Here is a 17,320-nt window from a genome sequence, read left to right on the forward strand (position 1 = left end):
CCGCGGGGGACCAAGGTCCCGCCGCACCGGTGACGCTCCGCCCTGCCACCTCGATCCTCGAACCGACACGCTCTCGACCGAGCGAGGACCGGCGGACGTACCGCCGGCCTTCCACGGGGTCGGGCTCGCACGCGTGGCCCCTACGTCGAGGAGAGTCGAGATGTCCGAGGAACGAACGGTCGGCGCCATCGCCGTCGCGGTGATCGCCCTGATCGCCCTGGTGCTCAGCGCCGGGGCCCTGATCACGTCCGCGTCACGTGGTGGTGACGCCCCCGCGGTCGCGGTCGCCGCCGCGAGCAGTGGCAGCGAGGCGCCGGCGGAGGTCGCCGTCGAGCTCAGTGAGTTCGCGATCAGCCCGAGCAGCATCGAGGTGGCTGCCGGTGGCGTGCTCGAGGTGAGCAACGTCGGCGTCGCCGACCACGACCTCGCGGTGATCGACACCGACCTGGCGACGCCGATGCTGAAGGGCGGCGAATCGGCCACGCTCGACCTCGCTGGGCTCGAGCCGGGCACCTACGAGATCCACTGCTCGGTTCCCGGCCACGAGTCGGGTGGCATGAAGGGCACGCTGACGATCGTCGGTGCGGATGACGCGGCTGCCGAGCCCGCCGCGGCCGCCGGCGAGGGCGGCGACGGTCACGGTGCCCACGGGGCCCACGGTGCCCACGGCGCCGACGCCGACTGGGCCGTGCTCGACGCCGCCATGCACGACACGATCCTCGAGTTCCCCGCGGAGACGCAGGGCCTCGGCAACCAGCCGCTGGAGCCGACCGTCCTCGAGGACGGCACCAAGCGCTTCGAGCTGACCGCCGAGATCATCGAGTGGGAGGTCGAGCCGGGCAAGGTCGTGGAAGGCTGGGCCTACAACGGTCAGATTCCCGGTCCGATGATCCACACGGAGATCGGTGACCGGGTGGAGATCGCCGTCACGAACGACCTGCCGATGGGCACGGACGTCCACTGGCACGGGATCATCCTGCCCAACGACCAGGACGGCGTCGCACCGCTCACCCAGGACCTGATCGAACCGGGCGAGACGTTCACGTACCGCTTCACCACCGAGGAAGCGGCCGTCAACATGTACCACCCCCACCACCACGGGCAGATGAAGGTGCCGAACGGCATGTGGGGCGTGTTCCTGGTCGGCGACCTCCCGCTGCCGGAGGGTGGCACCACGATCGGCGGCAAGACCCTGCCCGACGACATGACGGTCGACCAGATCGTCCCGATGGTCGTCAACGACGCCGGCAACATCGGCATGAGCATCAACGGCAAGTCGTTCCCTGCCACCTCGCCGATCGTCGCGAAGCAGGGCGACAACATCCTGATCCACTACTACAACGAGGGCCTGCAGATCCACCCGATGCACCTGCACGGCATGCCGCAGTTGGTGGTCGCGAAGGACGGCTACCCGCTCGACCAGCCCTACTGGGCCGACACCGTCAACGTGGCGCCGGGCGAGCGCTACTCGGTGCTGGTCCCGGCCGAGCACGCCGGCGTGTGGGCCTTCCACTGCCACATCCTGACCCACGCCGAGCGCGACGAGGGCATGTACGGGATGGTGACGGCGCTGATCGTCGAGGAGTGACCGGCCGGCCTTCGTGCCAGCACGGCGGGATCCTGCCCCAACGGGCAGGGTCCCGTTTGGTCACGCGACCTACGATCCGACGAAAACGGCGAGAACGGGGGGCGTCATGCTGGTCAGTGGCGCGGAGACACTGCAGGGCGTGGACGGCGAGCGGCACGTGGCCAGCTGGTCGGGCCCCGACGTCGATCGCGTCGTGCTGGTGTGCCACAGCCTGCGGGAGCACGTCGGGCTCTACGAGGAACTCGCCGAGGCCCTGGTCCGCAGCGGCGCCCACGTCTACGGCCTCGACCAGGCCGGCCACGGCCGCTCCGAGGGCAGCCCGGCCCTGCTGAGCGACCTGGAGAACGCCGTCGCGGAACAGCGACTGTTGCTGCAGTTGGCGCGTGCTCGCCACCCCGGGCTGCCGATCGTCCTGCTCGGGCACGGCACGGGCGCCACGCTGGCCGTCCGGCTGGGCCAGCAGCTCGGCGAGCTGGTCGCCGCGCTCGTGCTCGCGGCGCCCCTGCTCGGGGCCCGGCCCGGCAACCACCTCGAGGATCCGCGGCTGAGCGTCGAGCCGTACGCAGCCCGGGACCTGTCGCGCGACCCGGCGGTCGGCGGCCGGTTCGCCGCGGATCCCCTGGTCTGGCGGGGTCAGCTGCCGCTGGCCACGGCCGCGGCGCTGCACCGGGGCCTGCGGCTCGTCGACCGGGGACCGCGCCTGCGTCAGCCGGTGCTGTGGCTGCACGGCACCGCCGACCGCATCGTCCCGGTCGAGCCCACCCGTGATGCGCTGCGCCGGCTGGTGCCCGCCGACCGGCTCACGGAGCACCTCGTCGAAGGTGCCCGCCATCAGCTGTTCACCCCGGTGGACCGCGACGACACGGTCGCCGCCGTCACCGGCTTCCTCGCCGGCGCCCTGCGCCAGCCGCAGGCCGCCGGGGCCGCCGCCCCGCGCGCCGGATCGGTGGCCGCGGCCTCGCGTCAGCCGGCGTGAGCCGTCAGTAGACGGGGATGCTGGGGTCGACCTGGCGCGCGTAGGCGTTGATGCCACCGCGCATCGAGCGGGCCTTGAACCCGGCGCCGCGCAGCAGCTGGGTCGACTCCATCGACCGCACGCCCGACTTGCAGTGGACGACGTACTCCTTGGTCTCGTCCAGCTCGGCGAGCTTGCCGGGCAGCGAGTCCTTGGGAATCAGGACGGCGTCCGGGATGCGGTTGATCTCGTACTCGTGGGGTTCGCGCACGTCGAGCAGGACGACGTCGGGCTTCTCCGCGATCTCGGCGTACTCGGTCGGGAGGATCTCCAGCTCGGCGAGGGTCTCGAACTCCTCGACGCGGTCGTGTGCGGGGACGCCGCAGAACTCCTCGTAGTCGATGAGTTCGGTGACCGTCGGGTGCTCACCGCAGACGGGGCAGTCGGGGTCCTTGTTGACCTTGACGTACATCCAGTTCTGGTCGAGCGCGTCGTACAGGCCGAGCCGCCCGATCATCGGGTCGCCGATGCCGGTCAGCAGCTTGATGCCCTCGATGGCCTGCGACGAGCCGATGATGCCCGGGATGACGCCCAGCACGCCACCCTCGGCACAGTTGGGGACCATGCCCGGGGGCGGCGGCTCGGGGAACATGCAGCGGTAGCACGGGCCTTCCTCGGCCCAGAACACGCTGAGTTGGCCCTCGAACCGGAAGATCGAGCCGTAGACGTTCGGCTTGCCCAGCAGCACGCACGCGTCGTTGACGAGGTAGCGCGTCGGGAAGTTGTCGGTCCCGTCGATGACCAGGTCGTAGGGCGCGATGACGTCCAGCGCGTTCTCGCTGGTCAGGAACGTCTCGTGCACCTCGACGGTGACGTTGGGATTGATCTCCAGGATCGCGTGCTTGGCCGACTCGGTCTTCGGTCGGCCGATCATGGAGGTGGTGTGGATGATCTGACGCTGCAGGTTGGAGGCGTCGACGACGTCGTTGTCCACGATCCCGATGGTGCCGACGCCGGCTGCGGCGAGGTACAGCGCGAGCGGCGATCCGAGGCCCCCCGTACCGACGAGCAGGACCTTCGACGCCTTGAGCCGCTCCTGACCCTCGATCCCCACGTCGGGGATGATCAGGTGGCGGCTGTAGCGCGCGATCTCGTCATTGGTGAGGGGCTCACGCCGGTCGACGACAGGGCGGACCACGAACGGATCCTTCCGAAACGGGTGGCAGGGCGGTCTGGGAGTGTCAACGCGCCGCAGGCGGGCACGCTTCCCCGACGAGGAAAACCGTGCGAACCACCCACCGGCATGGACCCCCGGCCAGACATGGCAGGTGACGCAGGGTGGCCGTTCGGCCGCTGACGCTGATCACACCGCACCCGCTCCCCCGGCAGGCGCATCGCGCCGCCCGCGGCCGCCGGGCGCTACTTGGCTCGTGCGCACCCCGGGAGAGGGGTGCACGGCGCGGTGCCGGGCCCGACTGTGCGGGAGATCCCCGCGGCCGGCACCGCCGGGCCGTGCCGAACGGGAGCAGGGAACATGGAAGTCGCATCGGTCGACGCGCGGCGCACGCCGCGCCTGGCCGTGCTGGTGGCGGCGGTGGTCGCACTGGTGGCGGGGATGGCGCCACTGGCGACGCCACCCGCCGAGGCATGGCCTTTCGATTCGTTCTGCAGCAACCAACAGGGCGGACCGCCCTACGACGGGTTCCTCAGCCACGAGCAGGTGATCCAGCGGTTGCACCAGATCGCACGGAGCAGCCAGGGCACGGTCGCGGTCGAGGCGGCCGGTACCACGACGGGCGGCCGCGAGATCCACGTGGCCCGCGTCGGCCACGGGGACACCGTGATGCTGGTCCAGAGCGAGATCCACGGCAACGAGAAGCACGGCACGACGGCGCTGCTCAACCTGTTGGCCACTCTCGGGAACAACTCGAAGGCGTCGCGCGAGATCCGCGAGGCGATCACCTTCGTCGCGATTCCGATGCTCAACGCCGACGGCGGGGCGGTCCCGCGCCGACAGAACGTGATGTCGTGGGCGCAGATCCAGGCCCGGCATCCGCAGTTGGCCGGGGTGCCTGCCAACCCGGGCGCCTGGTACCACAACAACAACCTGGGCGGGATGGACCTCAACCGCGACTTCAACCCGGATCTGGACTACGAGCCGGTCGCCGCCGATCTGCCCGGCAACAGCGCCGGCGTCGGCTTCTACCTGAGTCCCGAGTCGCGCACGGTGCGCGACGTCTACCGGTCGCTGGAGCAGGAGTTCGGTCGCGTCGACATCTTCGTCGACCTGCACAACCAGGCCGCCTGCTACGGCAACGGGCTGCCGGACCTGGTGGAGATCGACGCGCCGTCGCCCGCGGCCGGCACCTACGACGCGGCCGGTGCGAACTTCGGTCCGGAGGCCGACGCGGTCGGTATCCGCGGTGACATCGTGCTGGTCGACGGCGGCGGCCCGAACCCCACGGAGGGTTGTGGGGCGCTGTCGGACTTCCCGGCGGGCGCGATCGCGTTGATCGACCGGGGCACGTGCCCGTTCACGCAGAAGGTCGCCAACGCCCAGGCCGCCGGTGCGGTCGCCGTGGTCATCGCCAACAACACGGCGGCCACGCCGACCACGATGGGCGGGACGGACGCGAGCATCACCATCCCGGCCGTGCAGATCACGCAGGCGGCGGGTCAGACGATCCGGGCCGGGTTGCCGGCGACGGGTCGCGTGGCGGACAACCCGGACAGCGACTTCTACACGCCGCTGTCGATCTCCGCCCGCTTCATCGACGATCCGGCCGCGCACGGTGACTGGCCGAACTTCGACTACGACGCGTCTCGACGCGTCAACGTGGCGGTGTTCGACGCCCTGCAGCGCGGCAACTCGCCGTTCGGCAAGGTGACGCTGTATCCGCAGAACACGAACCTGCCGGGCACCGCGCTGGGCTCGTTCGCGCTCCGTGGCAGCGCGGTGATCCTGTTCGAGACGAGCGGACAGACCCAGCAGCTTGGGCAGAAGCGGATGGGCATGCTGGTCAAGCAGGTCGAGGTCGGTGTCCGCGGCATCGTCGACGCGGCCGCCGACGGGTCGTTGCACGAGATCGATCCGGGTCGCTACGACCAGATCCCGTTGCGTGTGAGCGCGCCGATCGGCTGAGGGGAGGTCGACCGCGAGCCGTGGCCCCCGCCCGGTGCGGGGCCACGGCGTGTTCGGGACCGCGGTCCGGCCGATCTCGGCGGTCAGGCCGAGGCCCGGTCCTCACCGATCCGCGGGAAGGGCTCGAGGGAGAACACCACCTCGACGGGGACCTCGAAGAACGCGGCGATCTTGAGGGCGAGGTGCAGGCTCGGGCTGTACTCGCCGCGCTCGAGGTAGCCGACGGTCTGGTAGTGGACCCCCAACGCCTCGGCGAACTCGCGTCGTGAGACACGCCGCTCGGTGCGCAACATTGCGATCCGGTTGTGCACGGTCTCGGTGGGTCGCTCGGCCATGTCGTGTCTCCCCTCGCTACCGGTGTGGTGTCCGTCGTTCCCGCTCCGGCGGCGCGGTCGTGGCGCGTGTCAGTACGTGCGCTGCAGAGCCCGTTCCCGCCGCTCGGCGATCGCCGAGCCGGACTCGCGCGCCGCCATGCGCTTGAGGATCGGCACGGCGACGAGCACGCCGGCCACGGCCCAGGCGACGAGCACGGCGACGGTCCAGCCGGGCCGCCAGGACCCACCGATCTCCAGGGCGGCCGCCTCGTCGGGCAGCAGGACGGCCCGGGTACCGAGACCGAGCCAGTAGACCGGGAAGAGCTGGCCGACGACCCGCGCCCACTGCGGCAGCGCGATCGTGGGCACGAAGATGCCGGAGGCCCAGATGAGTGCGAACAGGGGGAGGGAACCCCAGGTGTTGACCTGCCGGACGGAGCGGACGACGGCCCCGATGACCACGCCGATCGGCAGCGTGGCCAGCAGACCGAGGACCAGGATCGCCGGCAGCCACACCAGCCCGCCGACGCCGTCCACCAGGATCCCGTCGATGAACAGCATCGCCGGCACGAGCGCCAGCGTCAGACCGGCGATGGTCTCCAGCGTGGTGCGCAGTACCTGTCCGACCACGTAGCCGGTCATGCCGTGCGGCAGCGACTTCGCCCGCAGCAGCGTGCCGTCCTCTCGCTCCATCGCCAGCGCGTAGGCCACGCCCAGAACGGACAGGAAGGCGATCAGCCCGCCGACGAAGCTCGGCAACGCATAGGTGGCCGAGGGGAGCTCGTAGCCGGGGACCTGCACGACCGTGTCACGGTTGAACCACAGGATCGCGAACACGACCACCGACATCACGACGTAGAACCCGAGGTCGGTGGCGTTCGTGAACCCCCGGCGGAACTCGATCCAGGCCCGTTCCGTTCCGGCGGTGACGGCGGTTCCCAGCGGTGTCATCGCTCTTCCTCCGCGTCGGGCACGCGCACCAGCGGCGGTCGGGCCTCGCTGCGGCGCACCATCTCCACGTAGGTGTCCTCCAGCGTGGCGCGACGGATGTCGAGGTCACCGATCCGCTCGCCGCCACGTGCGAACAACTCGCGCACGAACGCGGTCACGTCGGCCGTGGCGTGCACCTGCAGCGTGCCGTCCTCGCGCCAGCGGACCTCGGAGTTGCGTTCGACCTGGCGCGCCAACGCCTCGGCACTGCCGTCGGCGACGATCCGCCCCTGATTGAGGATGACGATGCGGTCGGCGAGCTTCTCCGCCTCCGCGAGGTCGTGGGTCGTCAGCAGCACGGTCGTGCCTTCGAGGTCGGTCAACTCGTGCACGAGGTCGTGGAACTCGCGCCGGGACTGCGGGTCGAAGCCGGCGGTGGGCTCGTCGAGGAACAGCACCTCGGGACGGCCGACGATCCCGATGGCGACGTCGAGGCGGCGGCGCTGCCCACCCGACAGCGACGAGAGCCGCTGATGGGCGTGGGCGGCGAGACCGACCCGCCCGAGCAGGTCGTCCACCGGAATCGGGCGCGGCCGTTGCGGGGTCGTGTACGGCGCGTAGTAACGGCCGAGGTGAGCCAACAGCTCGCGCACCCGCCACTTGCCGTGGTCGCGCCAGGACTGCAGCACGATGCCGACCCGGGCGCGCCACTCGTCGCCGGCGTTCCGGGGATCCTTTCCGAGCACGCGCACGTGACCGGCCGAGGGCCGACGGAATCCCTCCAGGATCTCGATCGTGGTGGTCTTGCCGGCCCCGTTGGGTCCGAGCAGGGCGACGACCTCCCCGACCGCGGCGGTGAAACCGACACCGTCGAGGACGTCCACGTCCCCGTAGCGCATGCGCAGGTCGCGGACCTCGATGGCCGCCGGTACGGCGGCGCCGGCACCGTCTGACACCGGGGCGCCGGCCGGGGTCGTGTGCATGCTGCCTCCATGGTCGGTCACGCGCCGGGGATCGCATGTAGTACTTCTACTACATCCAGAGCACGAGTACTACATAGTCTGCTGCCGCGTGCGCCGGAGGGCTTGGCGCGTGCGCTCGCGTGCGTTCCGGCTGTCGCCATGACGCCGTCCCGCGCCGGCTCGGCCCTTGATCGCCCCCTCGATCGGACGGTGCTGCGGCCGACCCGCCACAGCACGAACCAGCATGGTGGTCGCTCGCGATCCATGGGGGCGACGACCGCATGCGAACGGTGTTCGGACGGGTGTCCGCCGGTGCCGTGGCCACGATGCTGGGGCTCACGGCCTGCGACGGCGGGACGGAGGTGGAACGGCCGGACGTGGAGCAGCCCGCGCCGCCCGACGACGAGGCCGCGGAATCGGAGCCGTCGCCCGAGCCCGGTGAGGACCCGCCCGGTGAGGACCCGACCGGCGAGGACCCGGCCGGCGAGGGCGCGACCGACGAGCCCGTCGAGCAGCCGGCGGACGACGCCGAGGCCGGTCCGGAGCCGATGCCCGGGGAACCGGGTACCGAACTCGTGGAGGACGAGGGTGCACCGGGTGACGTCCTGGCCGTCACGGACGTGCGGGTCGGCGCCCACGACGGGTTCGACCGGGTCGTGATCGAACTCGACGGCGACGGCCAGGCCGGCTGGTTCGTGCAGTACGACGAGCCACGGTCGCAGGGCTCGGGCGAACCGGTGGCCGTGGCCGGCGGGGCCTCCCTCAGCGTCGCCCTGAGCCACCTGACGCTGCCGCCCGAGTTGCCCGACGACATGGACCACTGGTTCCAGCAGTCGGTCGACGGCCCTGCGGGCGGCGTCGTCCTGGAGGTCCGTGACGACACCATCTTCGAGGGCATGCACTTGTTCTTCGTCGGTGTGGACGAGGAGCGGCCCTTCGTCGTCGCCCGGCTGGACGAACCGCAACGCGTGGTCGTCGACCTGTTCCACGAGGGATGACCGCCGCGCCCGGCCGCCCGGCAGGATCGCGTGCGGTCGGTGCGCAGCGGCTCGTCGGCGCGTTGCACCTGACGTTACGTCAGGTCGTAGCGTCGGACGCGTCGCCAGAGCGGCGACCAACCACAGGACCCCCGAGAGGTGAGCTACTCGATCGGCGAGGTGGCCCGGTACGCCGGTGTGACCGTCCGGACCCTGCACCACTACGACGCGATCGGGTTGCTGCAGCCCAGCCACCGCTCGACGTCGGGCCGGCGCAGCTACGTGACGGCCGACCTCGAACGCCTGCAGCGCATCCTGTTCTATCGCGAGCTCGAGCTGCCGCTCGACGCGATCGGCCGGCTGCTCGACGGCGGGGACGACCCGCTCGTGCAGTTGGCACGACAGCGGGAACAGTTGCAGGCACGGATCGACCGGCTCACTCGACTGGTGGACGTCCTGGAGCGCACGATGGAGGCACGCAGGATGGGCATCGATCTGGACCCGGACGAGCTGTTCGAGGTCTTCGGCGAGGACGACCCGACCCAGTACGCCGAGGAGGCCGAGCAGCGCTGGGGCGACACGGACGCCTGGCGCGAGTCGCAGCGGCGCACCGCCCGCTACACCAAGGACGACTGGCTGCGCTTCAAGGCCGAGACCGAACGACTCAACGCGGACATGGTCGCGGCGATGGACGAAGGGATGGCGCCGACCGACGAGCCGGCCATGGACCTCGCCGAGCGCGCCCGCCGCCAGATCGACGAGTGGTTCTACGCCTGTCCCCACGAGATGCACCTGTACCTCGGGCAGATGTACGTCGACGATCCCCGGTTCATGGCGACCTACGAGCGACAGCGCGAAGGCCTGGCCCGTTGGCTCCGGGACGCGATCGTCGCGAACGCGCGGCGCCACGGCGTCGAGGTCGCGACCTGACCGCCGGACCGGACGTCGGGACCTGACGTCGGGACCTGACGTCAGGGCCTGCCGCGTGGCCGTCAGTCGGCCGGGCCGTCGAGGTGGAGCACCACGTCGGCCCGGTCGAGCACCGCCGGTCGGTGCGAGACGACCAGCATCGTGCGGTCCCGGTCAGCCAGCAGCCGGTCGAGCAGCGCCGCCTCCGTCCCCGCGTCCAGCGCGGCCGACAGGTCGTCGGCGATGATCAGCGCCGAGCCGGCGACCAGCGCTCGGGCCGCCGCAACGCGGTGCGCCTGCCCGCCGGACAACCGGATCCCTCGCGGCCCGAGGCGGGTGTCCAGGCCGTCTTCGAGCGTCGTCACGATCTCGCGTGCCGCGGCCGCCTCCAGCGCGTACTCGAGGTCGGCGTCGGCCACGTCCCAGCCCAGCCGCAGGTTGTCGTCCAGCGCCTCGCTGAACAGCGTGGGGACCTGCGCGACGTACGCGGCCCGTGGCGGCGTCATCCAGTGAGCCGGGTCGACGGCCCGTCCGTCCCACCGGATCTCGCCCGTCACCAGCGGCGCGAGCCCCAGGACCGCGCGGACCAACGTCGTCTTGCCGACGCCGACGCGACCGGTGACGACGGCGAACCCACCGGCCGGGATCGTCAGATCGACGGGACCGATGCGGCGGCCGTCCGGGGTCCGCGCGACGACACCGACGAGCTCCAGCCGTGGTGCGGGCGGCGCGGCCGGAAGCGGGTGGCGGCCGACCGGCGGTGGCGAGAACGGCACCGGGCCGACGGGCTCGATCAGCCGGGACACGTCGCCGTCGGCGACCGCGGCGCGCAGGCGTTCCACGGCGACGTCGGCGTGGCGTCGGATCGCCAGCCACGCGGCCCAGTTGCGTGGGACACCGGCCAGCAGTTGCGCGTAGTACGCCAGCAGCGCGACCTGCCCCGTGGTCAGGTCGTCCGCGACGAGCAGCGCGGCGGCCAACAACCCGCCGGCCAGGGCGAGGTCACCGGTCGTGGCACCCACCGCCGGCAGCAGCTGGGTCGCCACCCGGCTGCGCACCGCCGTCACCCGACGGCGGTCGCACAGGCGCGCGAGGTGGCGCACCAGCGCCGGCGCGGCACCGGCGGTCGTGACGGTCGTGACGGTGTTGAACACCTCGCCCATGAACCCGGTGACCTCGCCCGTCACCGCGCGGTCGGCCGCGCGCCGGTCCCGGACCATCGGGGCCAGCAGGTGACCGGCGGCGGAGGCCAGCAGCAGCGGCACGGCGACGGCGACGGCGACCAGCGGATCGATCCGGGCGATCACCGCGAGCGCGCCCAGTGCGATGGCACCGATGGCCACCAGCGTCAGCCACATGTCGGTGGCGCGTGCGAGATGCTCCGGGTCGTCGCGGAACAGCGGCATGGCGGCCGCGGCGTCGGTGATGGCCGGCCCGCGTCGCGCCGGATCGGGGTGCAACTGGGCGCGCAGGACGTTGGTGCGCAGCACCGTCTCCGCGTGGCCCCAGAACGGCTCGAACACCCAACCCACGAGTGGCAGCCCCAACGCTCGGCCGACCTCGATGCCGGCGATCACGGCCAGCAGCGCCAACGCCGGCCCGCCGTCGCGGAGTGCGTCGAAGAGCCGTTCCAGGAGCAGCCCGACGCCCAGAGGCGCGAGCATGAACAGCCACCACATGGCGCCGCCGCCCCAGTAGGCCGGCTTGCGCACGCCCATCAGGTGACGGACCACCCGCCAGGAGGCACGCCGGTCGGTCAGGTCCCGCCCCCGGCCGGTCACCTCGCCGCTCCCAGCTCAGCGGCGACCAGCCGCGCGAAGCGCGTGTCCCCGGCGGCGAGGTCCTCACGGGGTCCCTGCTCGACGACGCGTCCGTCGCGGATCACGGCGATGCGGTCCACACGCTCCAGCGTCGCGAGCCGGTGCGCCACCACGACGGCGGTCCGTCCCTGCAGGAGCGTCTCCAGCGCTCGGGTGACGGCCAGTGCACTGGCGGTGTCGAGGCGGGCGGTGGGCTCGTCGAGGATCACGAGGCCGGGGTCGCGCAGCAACACGCGGGCCAGTGCGAGCAGCTGCGCCTCTCCTGCCGAGGTGCCGGCGTCCTCCCCCAGCTGTGCGTCCAGCCCCTGCTCGAGGCGCTCGAACCACGGTCCGAGCCCGACGGCGTGCAACGCCGCGACCAGCTGTCCGTCGTCGGCGGCGACGCTGCCCAGGAGCGTGAGGTTGTCACGGATGGAGGCGGACAGCAGCTGCACCTCCTGCGTGACCACGGCGACGCGGCGGCGCAGCGACGTCTCGGCGACCTCCCGCAGGTCGACGCCGCCGAGCCGGACGTGCCCCGCACCCGGATCGAGGGCGCGGTGCAGTAGCCGCGTGAGCGTGGTTTTCCCGCCGCCGCTCGGCCCGACGACGCCCAGGTGATCCCCCGGCGCGAGCTGCAGGTTCACACCGGCCAGCGCGTCCGTGTCGCTGGCCGGGTAGGCGGCCCGGACCTCGGCGACGTCGACGCTGAGCGGTCCGTCGGGCAGCGGCCGGTCGCCGGTGAAGCGGATGAGCGGCCGCTCGGCGAGCAGGGTGGCGAGCCGCACCGCGCCGGCACCGGCCTGCTGGATCTGCTGGATGTTCTCCGCCAGCTGTTCGAGCGGTCGGCGGGTCAGCTGGGTCGCGGTGAAGGCGGCCAGGACCTGCCCGATCGTGAGCACGCCGGCACGCTGCAGCAGGATGCCGCCGAGCAACGCCACCGCACCTCCGCCGACCACGACCAGCATCGATGCCGACCAGATCGCCGTGGCGTAGGTCTCCTGGGTTCGCCACGGAGCGAGCGTGAGCGCCGAGCGGCGGTGGAGGTCCGCCACCGCGTAGCGCCCGCCACCGAGCGCCCGCAATTCCTCGGCGCCGCGCAGCCGTTCCTCGGCGGCCCCGAACACCTCGCCGGAGCGCTGCCGGGCGATCACGCCGGAGGGCACGGCCAGATCGCGCAGACGGACCAGCACCCAGCCACCACCGACCAGCAGCAGCGCCAGCGCGAGACCGAGGCGCCAGTCCTGGACGGCGAGCAGCGCCACGACCCCGGCGAGCGTGACGACGGCGGCGGCGAGTCGGACCACGACCTCGGCCAGCAACTCCCCCACCCGGGTGGCGTCGCCGTCGACGCGGTCGACGATCTCGCCCGGCGTGGTGCGCGCGTGCCAGGTGGGGCCGAGCGACAGCGCATGACGGGCCGCCTCGACCCGGAGTTCGTTGGCCGCGAGCCACGCCAACCGGGCACCCAGCCACGTCACGAGCACGTCCGCGCCATTGGCCAGCAGGCCCACCAACCCGAACGCGGCCGCCAACAGCGCGAGCCGCGTCGCGCCGGTGTCCGCGACGGCCCCGTCGGCGATCGCGCCCAGCAGCACCGGTCCGGCCAACGGCAACGTGCCGGCCACCAGCACCAGGGCGCTGAAGCCGAGCAGCGCGCGGCGGTGCGGCGCCAGGAACGACCCGATCAGGCGCCAGTGCGCGCCGTCGGCGGTCGCGTCTCGGGCCGCCGTGGCGGCGGTAGGCACGACGGTGGACACGGCGGGACCCCCACACCCGCCATCGTCGAGGCCACTGGCGAGCCGGCCATCAAAGCCCCCGCGGCCGGCCAGGTCAACCCCCGGTCAAGCGACCGGCGCACCGCACGCGGTCAGCGGCGCAGACGCTCCAGCCGCAGCTCGAGCGCGCGCCGCGAGCGGCCGTGCTCGCGGGCCAGCTCGTCGAGGCTGCGGCCCTCCTCGACCTCGCGGAGCAGCCGCTGCTCTTCCTCCCGGGTCCAGGCGGCGAAGGCGTTGCCCTGACCGCGCTGACGTGCGCGCGCGATGGCGGCCTCGCGGTCGTCGCCGTCGGCACCACCCGGCGGAGGCGGCGTCGGCTGCTCGCGCCCGCGGCCGCCGGCGGGCCCGGCGCCCACGGCCGGCGGTGCGGGCGCGGCGCCACCGCTCTCCTCGCGGCGGGCGTCCAGGACCCGTCCGCCGTCGTCCACGCCCAGCGCGCGGCGCATGCCGTCGAGGAAGCCGCGCAGCTCCTCGCGGTCGGCGATCGTCAGCGCGCAGACCTCGCTGCGCTCCTCGCCGCGTTCCTCGTGGATGACCAGACGCCCGTCGTCGGGCTCGGCGACGAAGACGAACGTCGCCTCGTCACCGCGCACGCGCACCTCGCGCCGCTCGCTGATCTCGACCAAACGACGAACCCTCCTCACCGCCGGTGCGATGAGGAGGGTTGCGGACTTCGCCGTCCGGCGCGCGCCGGACGGATGGTCACACGTTCATGCCCATGGCGCGCAGTTCCTCGCGGACGTAGTCGGCCATGGCGTGCGGACCCCACGGCGGCGTGAAGGTGAACTCCACCTCGACCCGCTCGACGCCCGGCATCGCGCCGAGGATCACCGAGCACTGCTGGTGGATCACCTCGGTGAGCGGGCAGCCCATCGTGGTGAGCGTCATCAGGACGTGGGCGTAGCCGGGCTCGGGCTTCGTGACGTCGTAGACCAGGCCGAGGTCGACGATGTTGTAGCCGATCTCCGGGTCGACGACGGCGCGCAGACCGTTGGTGAGATCCTGCGTGGACGGCATGCCGTCCGCTTCCAGCGGCAGGTCCTCGAACGGGTGCCTGGGCTTGTCTCGAGCCGGGTCCCCCGTCTCTTGGCTGGAGGCCGGGTCCCCCGTCTCGCTCGCTGCGCTCGCTCGTCGCCCCCCGGCCCCACTCGCGGGTTCGGGCTCGGCGAAGCCGCTGGGCGTGTCGGCCTCCGGGATGAAGTCGTCGTCGTCCGCAGTCGGGATGGCGGTGTTGACGTCGTGTTGCGTCATGGGTCCCCCGTTACTCATCGTGGGTGACGGTGTGGGCGGTGGCGCCGCGCTGGTAGGTCTCGATCGCGTCGCGGACGGCCATCCATCCCAGCAGGGCGCACTTCACCCGAACCGGGAACTTCGCCACGCCTTGGAAGGCGATGCCGTCGAGCAGGTCGTCGGCGCGCGCGGGCTCGTCGCCGTGCATCATGCGCCGGAAGTCCTCGGTCAGGTCGAGGGCGTCCTTGAGGTCGCGTCCCAGCACGGCCTGGGTCATGGCCGACGCGGACGCCTGGCTGATCGAGCAGCCCTCGCCGTCGAAGACCAGCCCGTCGACACGGTCGTCGGCCACGCGCAACCGCAGGTCCATCTCGTCGCCGCACAGCGGGTTGGAGTGGTGGACGTGCACGTCCTCGTTCTCCAGCGACGCGTTGCGGTTCTTCGGGCTGCGGTAGTGGTCCAGGATGATCTCCTGGTACAGGTCGTCCATGCTCACGGCGCGCCTCCTTGCAGGTGTCGCATCGAAGATGCGCTCATCGGCGGAAGAACGAGCGGGCCGCCTCGATGCCCTCGACGAGCGGATCGAGGTCGTCCACGTCGTTGTAGAGGTACAGGCTCGCACGCGCGGTCGCCACGACCCCCAGCTGCTTCATCAGCGGCTTGGCGCAGTGGTGGCCGACGCGGACGCACACGCCCTTGGAGTCGAGCATCGCCCCGACGTCGTGCGGGTGCACGCCCTCGATGGCGAAGGAGATCGCGCCGCCGCGCAGCGTCGCGTCGGCAGGCCCGTGCACGGTCACACCGTCGAGCTGCCGGAGGCGGTCGATGAACGCCTGTGCGACCACGGCCTCGTGGGCCCGGATGCGTTCCATCCCGATGCCGCTGAGGTAGTCGACGGCCGCGCCGAGGCCCGCCGCCTCGGCGATCATCGGGGTGCCGGCCTCGAACTTGGCGGGCACGTCGTTCCAGGTGACCGCCTCGATGGAGACGTCGCGGATCATCTCGCCACCCGTGAGGAACGGGTCCATCGCCTCCAGCCGCTCGGGCTTGGCGAGCAGCGCGCCGATGCCGGTCGGGCCGCACATCTTGTGACCCGTCAGCGCGTAGAAGTCGACGTCGAGGTCGCGGAAGCTGACCGGCATCTGCGGCACGGCCTGCGTGCCGTCGACGAGTACGACGCAGTCCTCGTTGGCGTCACGCACCAGCGCCGTCATCGCCGCGACGTCGTTGCGCGTCCCCAGAACGTTGGACACGTGCACCATCGCCAGGAAGCGCACCCGGCCGTCGGCGACCAGTTCGCGGGCGGCGTCGAGGTCGAGGCGGCCGTCCTCGGTCAGCGGCACGTGGCGCACCTCGAAGCCGACGTCCTTGGCCGCGTACAGCAGCGGGACGTGGTTGGCGTGGTGCTCCATCATGGTGGTCAGGACGACGTCGCCCGGGCCGAGGTTGCGCCGCACCCAGGAGTAGGCCACGAGGTTCATGGCCTCGGTGGCGTTCTTCGTGAACACCACGCCGCGCGGGTCGGCGTCCACGAACGTGGCGAGCTTGGTCCGCGCGCCCTCGTAGAGGTCGGTGGCCTCCTCGGCGAGGCGGTAGACCCCGCGGTGGACGTTGGAGCGCGACCAGCGGTAGTAGCGGTCCATCGCCTCGAGCACGGGCGTGGGCGTCTGCGAGGACGCGGCCGAGTCGAGGTACACCAGCCGCCGGGTCTCCTCCTCACCCCCGAGCAGATGACGACCGTGAACCTCCCGGGACAGGACCGGGAAGTCCTTGCGGAGGGTCTGGACGTCGAGGGTCATGGTCGTCCTCGCTGGTTCGTGGAGTGGACCGACAGGGTGCCGCGGTCCCAGTCTGGACACCCGGGCCGACCGTGACAACGGTGGCTCGCGTGTCCGGGCATCACGTGGTGGGGGCGCCCGGCCGGAGCCGGGCCCGGGCGAGGGCTCAGGCGCTGGCCTTGAGGTGGTCGTACCCGCGCTCCTCGAGCTCGTCGGCGAGCTCGGGGCCGCCGCTGGCGACGATGCGGCCCTCGAACATCACGTGGACCTCGTCGGGGCGGATGTAGCGCAGGATGCGGGTGTAGTGGGTGATGATCAGCACGCCGAGGTCGGGTCCGGTGAGGCGGTTGACGCCTTCGGACACGATCTTGAGCGCGTCGACGTCCAAGCCGGAGTCGGTCTCGTCGAGCACCGCCAGCTGCGGGCGCAGCAGGGCCATCTGCAGGATCTCGAAGCGCTTCTTCTCGCCGCCGGAGAAGCCCTCGTTGACCGAGCGCTGCAGGAACGACTCGTCGATCGCCAGCTCGGCCATCTCGGTGCGCAGCCGCTGCATGAACTCGCGGACCGGGACGTCCTCCTCGTTCACGGCGTTGAGGGCCGTGCGCAGGAAGTTGGTCAGCGAGACGCCGGGCACCTCGACCGGGTACTGCATGGCGAGGAAGACGCCCAGGCGGGCGCGCTCGTCGGGCGTGAGCTCGACGAGGTCGGTGCCCTGCCAGCGGATCGAGCCGCCCGTGATGTCGTAGGCCGGGTGGCCGGCGATCGCGTAGGCGAGGGTCGACTTGCCGGAGCCGTTGGGACCCATCAGCGCGAGGGTCTTGCCCTTCTCGAGGTCGAGGTTGACACCGCGGAGGATGTCGGAACCGTCCACCTCGACCGTCAGGTCGCGGATCTCGAGGTCAGCCATCGTGAAGGAGCTTTCGGTTCGGGGCCGGCCGCGGCGGGGAGCCTTCCGGGC

Annotated in this window: 16 protein-coding genes; 5 read left to right on the top strand and 11 right to left on the bottom strand. The window is 71.9% G+C overall.

Features of this window, described 5'->3' with window-relative positions:
- Positions 1-160: 160 nt before the first annotated feature.
- Together ACERM0_RS02255 and ACERM0_RS02260 are read left to right on the top strand one after the other, a co-directional pair.
- Positions 161-1,588 carry a multicopper oxidase domain-containing protein gene (locus ACERM0_RS02255; protein WP_373676869.1) on the top strand — a complete coding sequence of 476 codons (1,428 nt, stop codon included), beginning with the start codon at positions 161-163 and terminating at the stop codon, positions 1,586-1,588.
- A gap of 106 nt (positions 1,589-1,694) precedes the next feature.
- A complete protein-coding gene (locus ACERM0_RS02260) occupies positions 1,695-2,564 on the top strand; it encodes an alpha/beta fold hydrolase (RefSeq protein WP_373676870.1) in 870 nt (289 codons plus the stop codon).
- Between the two features lie 4 nt (positions 2,565-2,568).
- On the opposite strand, the gene moeB is transcribed toward ACERM0_RS02260, so the two are convergent.
- Positions 2,569-3,741 (bottom strand): molybdopterin-synthase adenylyltransferase MoeB, encoded by a 1,173-nt coding sequence (moeB, locus tag ACERM0_RS02265; RefSeq protein ID WP_373676871.1) that lies wholly within the window; start codon positions 3,739-3,741, stop codon positions 2,569-2,571.
- Positions 3,742-4,077: 336 nt separating this feature from the next.
- Between moeB and ACERM0_RS02270 the strand changes: the two genes are divergently transcribed.
- Positions 4,078-5,685: a PA domain-containing protein gene (locus tag ACERM0_RS02270; protein ID WP_373676872.1), complete on the top strand. Its 1,608-nt coding sequence runs from the start codon at positions 4,078-4,080 to the stop codon at positions 5,683-5,685.
- Positions 5,686-5,768: 83 nt separating this feature from the next.
- On the opposite strand, the gene ACERM0_RS02275 is transcribed toward ACERM0_RS02270, so the two are convergent.
- The 3 genes from ACERM0_RS02275 to ACERM0_RS02285 all read right to left on the bottom strand — a co-directional run bounded on the left by ACERM0_RS02275 (position 5,769) and on the right by ACERM0_RS02285 (position 7,912).
- On the bottom strand, positions 5,769-6,020 hold the full coding sequence (locus ACERM0_RS02275) for a helix-turn-helix transcriptional regulator (RefSeq protein ID WP_373676873.1): 252 nt from the start codon (positions 6,018-6,020) through the stop codon (positions 5,769-5,771).
- Between the two features lie 69 nt (positions 6,021-6,089).
- Positions 6,090-6,950, bottom strand: a complete 861-nt coding sequence (locus ACERM0_RS02280) for an ABC transporter permease (protein WP_373676874.1) — start codon at positions 6,948-6,950, stop codon at positions 6,090-6,092.
- A complete protein-coding gene (locus ACERM0_RS02285) occupies positions 6,947-7,912 on the bottom strand; it encodes an ABC transporter ATP-binding protein (RefSeq protein ID WP_373676875.1) in 966 nt (321 codons plus the stop codon). The genes ACERM0_RS02280 and ACERM0_RS02285 overlap by 4 nt, the downstream gene beginning before the upstream one ends.
- Positions 7,913-8,172: 260 nt before the next feature.
- Here ACERM0_RS02285 and ACERM0_RS02290 point away from each other — a divergent pair, with 260 nt between their 5' ends.
- Both ACERM0_RS02290 and ACERM0_RS02295 read left to right on the top strand, forming a co-directional pair.
- Positions 8,173-8,889: a hypothetical protein gene (locus tag ACERM0_RS02290; protein ID WP_373676876.1), complete on the top strand. Its 717-nt coding sequence runs from the start codon at positions 8,173-8,175 to the stop codon at positions 8,887-8,889.
- 138 nt (positions 8,890-9,027) lie between these two features.
- Positions 9,028-9,798: a MerR family transcriptional regulator gene (locus tag ACERM0_RS02295; RefSeq protein ID WP_373676877.1), complete on the top strand. Its 771-nt coding sequence runs from the start codon at positions 9,028-9,030 to the stop codon at positions 9,796-9,798.
- Between the two features lie 62 nt (positions 9,799-9,860).
- Here the strand turns inward: ACERM0_RS02295 and ACERM0_RS02300 are convergent, their stop codons facing one another.
- From ACERM0_RS02300 to sufC, 7 genes are all read right to left on the bottom strand, one after another.
- Positions 9,861-11,558: an ATP-binding cassette domain-containing protein gene (locus tag ACERM0_RS02300; protein ID WP_373676878.1), complete on the bottom strand. Its 1,698-nt coding sequence runs from the start codon at positions 11,556-11,558 to the stop codon at positions 9,861-9,863.
- Positions 11,555-13,336 carry an ABC transporter ATP-binding protein gene (locus tag ACERM0_RS02305; RefSeq protein ID WP_373676879.1) on the bottom strand — a complete coding sequence of 594 codons (1,782 nt, stop codon included), beginning with the start codon at positions 13,334-13,336 and terminating at the stop codon, positions 11,555-11,557. The genes ACERM0_RS02300 and ACERM0_RS02305 overlap by 4 nt, the downstream gene beginning before the upstream one ends.
- Positions 13,337-13,446: 110 nt before the next feature.
- Entirely contained in the window at positions 13,447-13,980 is a 534-nt protein-coding gene (locus ACERM0_RS02310) for a hypothetical protein (protein ID WP_373676880.1), read from the bottom strand.
- 76 nt (positions 13,981-14,056) lie between these two features.
- Positions 14,057-14,605 carry an iron-sulfur cluster assembly protein gene (locus ACERM0_RS02315; protein WP_373676881.1) on the bottom strand — a complete coding sequence of 183 codons (549 nt, stop codon included), beginning with the start codon at positions 14,603-14,605 and terminating at the stop codon, positions 14,057-14,059.
- Between the two features lie 10 nt (positions 14,606-14,615).
- Positions 14,616-15,074 (bottom strand): Fe-S cluster assembly sulfur transfer protein SufU, encoded by a 459-nt coding sequence (gene sufU / locus ACERM0_RS02320; protein WP_373676957.1) that lies wholly within the window; start codon positions 15,072-15,074, stop codon positions 14,616-14,618.
- 43 nt (positions 15,075-15,117) lie between these two features.
- Positions 15,118-16,383 carry an aminotransferase class V-fold PLP-dependent enzyme gene (locus ACERM0_RS02325; protein ID WP_373676882.1) on the bottom strand — a complete coding sequence of 422 codons (1,266 nt, stop codon included), beginning with the start codon at positions 16,381-16,383 and terminating at the stop codon, positions 15,118-15,120.
- Between the two features lie 145 nt (positions 16,384-16,528).
- Positions 16,529-17,269: a Fe-S cluster assembly ATPase SufC gene (gene sufC, locus ACERM0_RS02330; RefSeq protein WP_373676883.1), complete on the bottom strand. Its 741-nt coding sequence runs from the start codon at positions 17,267-17,269 to the stop codon at positions 16,529-16,531.
- Between the last annotated feature and the right edge of the window lie 51 nt (positions 17,270-17,320).

This window comes from Egicoccus sp. AB-alg2 (assembly GCF_041821065.1).
In the GTDB taxonomy this organism is placed as follows: Bacteria; Actinomycetota; Nitriliruptoria; order Nitriliruptorales; family Nitriliruptoraceae; genus Egicoccus.

Excerpts from the sequence above, each read along its gene's own strand:
- ACERM0_RS02280 (WP_373676874.1), bottom strand. The coding sequence starts at position 6,950 with ATGACACCGCTGGGAACCGCCGTCACCGCCGGAACGGAACGGGCCTGG.
- ACERM0_RS02285 (WP_373676875.1), bottom strand. The coding sequence starts at position 7,912 with ATGCACACGACCCCGGCCGGCGCCCCGGTGTCAGACGGTGCCGGCGCC.
- ACERM0_RS02325 (WP_373676882.1), bottom strand. The coding sequence starts at position 16,383 with ATGACCCTCGACGTCCAGACCCTCCGCAAGGACTTCCCGGTCCTGTCC.
- ACERM0_RS02270 (WP_373676872.1), top strand. The coding sequence starts at position 4,078 with ATGGAAGTCGCATCGGTCGACGCGCGGCGCACGCCGCGCCTGGCCGTG.
- ACERM0_RS02260 (WP_373676870.1), top strand. The coding sequence starts at position 1,695 with ATGCTGGTCAGTGGCGCGGAGACACTGCAGGGCGTGGACGGCGAGCGG.
- sufC (WP_373676883.1), bottom strand. The coding sequence starts at position 17,269 with ATGGCTGACCTCGAGATCCGCGACCTGACGGTCGAGGTGGACGGTTCC.
- ACERM0_RS02290 (WP_373676876.1), top strand. The coding sequence starts at position 8,173 with ATGCGAACGGTGTTCGGACGGGTGTCCGCCGGTGCCGTGGCCACGATG.
- sufU (WP_373676957.1), bottom strand. The coding sequence starts at position 15,074 with ATGGACGACCTGTACCAGGAGATCATCCTGGACCACTACCGCAGCCCG.
- ACERM0_RS02255 (WP_373676869.1), top strand. The coding sequence starts at position 161 with ATGTCCGAGGAACGAACGGTCGGCGCCATCGCCGTCGCGGTGATCGCC.
- ACERM0_RS02315 (WP_373676881.1), bottom strand. The coding sequence starts at position 14,605 with ATGACGCAACACGACGTCAACACCGCCATCCCGACTGCGGACGACGAC.
- ACERM0_RS02275 (WP_373676873.1), bottom strand. The coding sequence starts at position 6,020 with ATGGCCGAGCGACCCACCGAGACCGTGCACAACCGGATCGCAATGTTG.